Annotated in this window: 3 protein-coding genes and 2 pseudogenes; 2 read left to right on the top strand and 3 right to left on the bottom strand. The window is 67.8% G+C overall.

The features are described from left to right. Positions 1 to 757 (bottom strand): TatD family hydrolase (locus SJH88_RS18535; RefSeq protein WP_274755319.1); only part of this gene is annotated, 757 nt, incomplete at its 3' end. A 168-nt stretch (positions 758 to 925) separates the two neighbouring features. Between SJH88_RS18535 and SJH88_RS19825 the strand changes: the two are divergent. Continuing rightward, positions 926 to 2302 (top strand): annotated as a pseudogene (locus SJH88_RS19825) (methyl-accepting chemotaxis protein). Positions 2303 to 2336: 34 nt separating this feature from the next. Here SJH88_RS19825 and lolD read toward each other — a convergent pair. Next, positions 2337 to 3014 carry a lipoprotein-releasing ABC transporter ATP-binding protein LolD gene (gene lolD / locus SJH88_RS18515; protein WP_042411704.1) on the bottom strand — a complete coding sequence of 226 codons (678 nt, stop codon included), beginning with the start codon at positions 3012 to 3014 and terminating at the stop codon, positions 2337 to 2339. Next, complete coding sequence (locus SJH88_RS18510) at positions 3007 to 4260, bottom strand: lipoprotein-releasing ABC transporter permease subunit (protein WP_183303465.1); 1254 nt, start codon at positions 4258 to 4260, stop codon at positions 3007 to 3009. The genes lolD and SJH88_RS18510 overlap by 8 nt, the downstream gene beginning before the upstream one ends. Positions 4261 to 4347: 87 nt before the next feature. On the opposite strand from SJH88_RS18510, the pseudogene SJH88_RS18505 reads away from it, so the two are divergent. Continuing rightward, positions 4348 to 4605, top strand: a pseudogene (locus tag SJH88_RS18505) (hypothetical protein); the annotation flags it as partial.

Genomic DNA, 4605 nt, shown 5'->3' with positions numbered 1-4605 from the left:
CCGGCAGCGGCAGGCTGCGCAGCCGCGCCACCTCGGCCGCGATGCGCGGCAGCTCGGCACTGGTGTTGCGCCCCTGAGGCTGGCCAGCGGCGCGCTGCTCGGCCGTGGTGTAGAGCCAGTGCGGGGGAATGTCGGGGGCGTCGGTTTCCAGCACCAAGCTGTCCAGCGGCAGGCGGGCCGCCAACTCGCGCAGCTTCAGCGCACGCTCATAGGTCACGGCACCGCCAAAGCCCAGCTTGAAGCCCAGGTCAATGAAGGCCTGGGCCTGCTGCGCGCTGCCATTGAAGGCATGGGCAATGCCCCCCACCACCGGTGTGGCCCGCAAGGTCTTGAGCAGGCGGTCGCTGCTCTTGCGCACATGCAGGATCACGGGCAGGCCGAACTCGCGCGCCAGCTGCACCTGCTGCTCATAAAACCAGATCTGGCGCTCCGCCTCCAGGCCAGGCACAAAGAAGTCCAGACCGATCTCCCCCACCGCCACCAGGTGCGGGTCATCCCGGTGTTGCGCCAGCCAGTGGCGCAAGGCGGCGATATCGCCCTCCTGCGCCTGCGGGGTGTACAGGGGGTGGATGCCCAGGGCATAGCTGTCGCCGTGCTGGTGGGCCAGGGCCACCACCTCCGCCCAGTGGGTGCGCTGCACGGCGGGAATCACCAGGTGCGCCACGCCGGCCTGCCGGGCCACGGCACGCACCTGGGCGCGGTCTGGGCTGAATTCCGCAGCATCCAGGTGGCAATGGGTGTCGATCCAGGCAGTCATGGATCGATGATGCCATGCCCCTGCCCGCCCCTCGCGGCGCCGGGTGTGAGCGCTCTCCTACAAATCACAAACAGAAACATGTGCAACATCGTTTTTCACCACCCAAACGATGGTTTCCTGCCTCTCCCCGCACAAGGCCCTTCCAAGCCGCATTTTGATTGGAAACAACTGCTCAATCGCCGCGCCCGCAAAGCCGCAGACCAGCAGGGCCAGCTGGCCGCCATCCAGGCCGTGCAGGCCGTGATCGAGTTCGACCTGCAGGGCCATGTGCTGCATGCCAACGACAACTTCCTACAGGCCACCGGCTACACGCTGGCGGAAATCCAGGGCCAGCACCACCGCATGTTTGTCGATGAGGCCACACGCAACAGCGCAGAATACGCCGCGTTCTGGCAGCGGCTGGGGCAGGGCCAGCACGATGCCTGCCGCTACCGCCGCATCGCCAAGGACGGGCACGAGATCTGGCTGCAGGCCAGCTACAACCCCATCTTCGACAGCCACGGCCAGCCCTTCAAGGTCGTCAAATACGCCACGGACATCACCGAGCAGCAGTACCGCGAGGCCAACGTCCAGGGCCAGTTGCAGGCAATTGCCAAGGTGCAGGCCATCATCGAGTTCGAGCTGGATGGCACCATCCTGCACGCCAATGACCTGTTCCTGCGCGCCACCGGCTATGCCCTGCACGAAATCGTCGGCCAGCACCACCGCATCTTCATTCCCCCCGAGGAAGCCCGCAGCGCCGCGTACCAGGCCTTCTGGCGCAACTGGCGCGTGGCGAACACGATGCCGGGGAGTACCGGCGCCTGGGCAAGCAGGGACGCCCGATCTGGATCGAGGCCAGCTACAACCCCATCTTCGACGCCAGCGGCCGCCCCTTCAAGGTCGTCAAATACGCCACGGACATAACGGCGCGCCACATGGCGGCGGCCACGCTGCGCTCGGCGGTGGAAGGCCTGTGCGACAGCGTGTAACGCTCGACCCAAGCCCGCACCCTGGCAGAGCAGGCCAGCCAGGTGGCCGAATCCGGGGGGCACGCGGTGCACGAGGTCATGGGCACCATGGAGCGCATCAGCGCCAGCTCCCGCAAGATCGGCGACATCATCGGTGTCATGGACACCATCGCCTTCCAGACCAACCTGCTGGCCCTGAACGCGGCCGTCGAGGCTGCGCGCGCCGGCGAGCAGGGCCGTGGTGGCCGCAGAGGTGCGCCACCTGGCGCAGCACAGCGCGGCGGCAGCCAAGGAAATCAAGCAACTGATCGAGGTGTCCTGCCAGCAGGTGAACTGTGGCGCGGAACAGGTGCGCAAGGACGGTCAGACCATGCAGGACATCATGGGCGCCTCCACGCAAGTGACAGCCATCATCCACGAGGTGGCCGAGGCGGCCGTGCACCAGTCAGCCCAGCTGCGCGCCGTGACCGAGGCCCTGGACCATAGACCCCAGGACCCGGCGCCCGGGCCGGAACTGGCACCGCCGCCGGCGGTCAGCAGCATGCCGGTGTTCTCGTTTGCGCCCACCCCGCGCCCAGGCACCGTGCCGGCCTAGGGGCTGCGCCCCCACAGGCCCAGGGTGGCGGCCCTCAGGCCAGCCGGCCCTGCACCAGACGCACCACGCGGTCGCACTTGGCGGCCAGCGATTCGTCGTGCGTGACCATGACAAACGCCGTGCCGTGGTTGCGGGCCAGTTGCAGCATCAGGGCGAACACGCTGTCAGCCGTGGATCGGTCCAGGTTGCCCGTGGGCTCGTCCGCCAGCACGCAGGCGGGCTGGGCCACCAGGGCGCGGGCAATCGCCACGCGCTGGCGCTCGCCACCCGACAGCTCGGCCGGCCGGTGCTCCATGCGCTCCTTCAGGCCCACGGCCTCCAGCATGCGGGCCGCCTGGGCCAGCGCCTGCGGCCGGGTCTCGCGGCGGATGCGCAACGGCATGGCCACGTTGTCCTGGGCGCTGAACTCGGGCAGCAGGTGGTGGAACTGGTAGATGAAGCCCAGATGCTGGTTGCGCAGCTCGCCCTGGCGCTTCGGGCTCAGGGTGTGCAGGGGCTGGCCCATCAGGTGGACGCTGCCCTGGCTGGGCGCGTCCAGCCCGCCCAGCAGGTGCAGCAAGGTGCTCTTGCCCGAGCCCGAGGCCCCAACGATGGCCAGGGTCTCTCCAGCATGGACCTGCAGGTCCACGCCATGCAGCACCTGCACATTCAGGCGCCCGTCCTCGAAACGCTTGGTGATGCTGCGCGCATCCAGGACCAGTTGCTTACTCATAGCGCAGAGCCTCCGCTGGGTTCACGCGGCTGGCGCGCCAGCTGGGATAAATCGTGGCCACGAAGGCCAGAATCAGGGAAATCACGGCAATCGGCACGATGTCGCTGCTTTGCGGATCGCTGGGCATCTTGCTGATCAGGTAGATGTCCTTGGGCAGGAAGGTGGCCCCCAGGGCGTGCTCGATGGCCGGCACGATGACGTCGATGTTCAGCGCCACGCCCAGGCCCAGCAGCAGCCCGGCCAGGGTGCCGATCACCCCGACCATGGCGCCCTGCACCATGAAGATGCCCATGATGGACCCCGGTGAGGCCCCCAGGGTGCGCAGGATGGCGATGTCGGCGCGCTTGTCGGTCACCGTCATCACCAGGGTGGACACCAGGTTGAACGCGGCCACGGCCACGATCAGCGTCAGAATGATGAACATCATGCGTTTTTCCAGCTGCACGGCGGCAAACCAGGTCTTGTTCTGCTGCGTCCAGTCGCGCAGGTACAGGAACTCGGTGATCATGCCCGACAGCTCCTGCACCACGCGCGGTGCCTGGTGCAGGTCCTTGAGCTTGAGGCGGATGCCGGTCGGCCCCTCCAGGCGGAAAATGCGCTGCGCATCCTCGTAATGCAGCATGACCATGGCCGAGTCGTACTCGTAGTGGCCCGAATCAAAGGTGCCCGCCACGGTCATCTGCTTGAGGCGCGGCACCACACCGGCCGGGGTCACCTGGCCGCTGGGCGCGATCAGCGTCACCACATCGCCCACGCCCACGCCCATCTGGCGCGCCAGCTCCTGGCCCAGCACGATGTTGAAGGTGCCCGGCGTCAGCAGCTTGAGCACGTCGGCATTGGTGGCAGCCAGATCGGTCACCTCGCCCTCGCGCGCGGGGTCGATGCCGCGCACGATGGCGCCCTTCATGTCCTCGCCACGGGCAATCAACCCCTGCGCCGCCACAAAGGGCGCGGCCCCGATCACCTCGGGGTGCTGCTTGGCCTGGCGCATGGTGGCGTCCACGTCCTGCAGCGCCTGGCCGTTGGGCGCAAAGATCTCGATGTGCGAGACCACGCTGAGCATGCGGTCGCGCACCTCTTTCTGAAAGCCATTCATCACCGACAGCACGATGATGAGCGCGGCCACGCCCAGGGCGATGCCCAGCATGGAGACCCCAGAGATGAAGGAGATGAAGCCATTGCGCCGTGTGGCGCGGCCGGCGCGCGTGTAGCGCCAGCCCAAAGCGAGTTCGTAAGGAATTTGCATACGTGGCCCGCATTGTGGCACTGGCCGCCGCCCGGCCTTGTCATACAAGACTGACGCTGGGCAGCGGTTTAGGGACAATACGGCCCCATGTCGCTTTCCCCGCCCGCACTGCCCGCGCCGTTCCTGGCGTTGCCCGCCCCGGCCGCCACCCACCGCCACCTGGTGCTGCCCTATGCCGCCCTGCTGGACGACAGCTGCCAGCATCTGCTGTCCACCCTCGAGCTGCCCCAGCTGGAGCGCCTGCTGCGCAGCCTGCGCCCTGCCGGGGGCAACCGCCGGGCCAGCCCCGACCAGCCCGACCAGCCGATTCCGGCCGCACGAACGCGTGGTGGCGGCGCGCCTGCG

It is taken from the genome of Comamonas sp. GCA5 (genome assembly GCF_036541385.1).
Taxonomy (GTDB): Bacteria; Pseudomonadota; Gammaproteobacteria; order Burkholderiales; family Burkholderiaceae_C; genus Comamonas; species Comamonas aquatica.
Note: the sequence above shows the minus strand (reverse complement) of the source record. Positions and strands in the feature narration are given on the sequence as shown.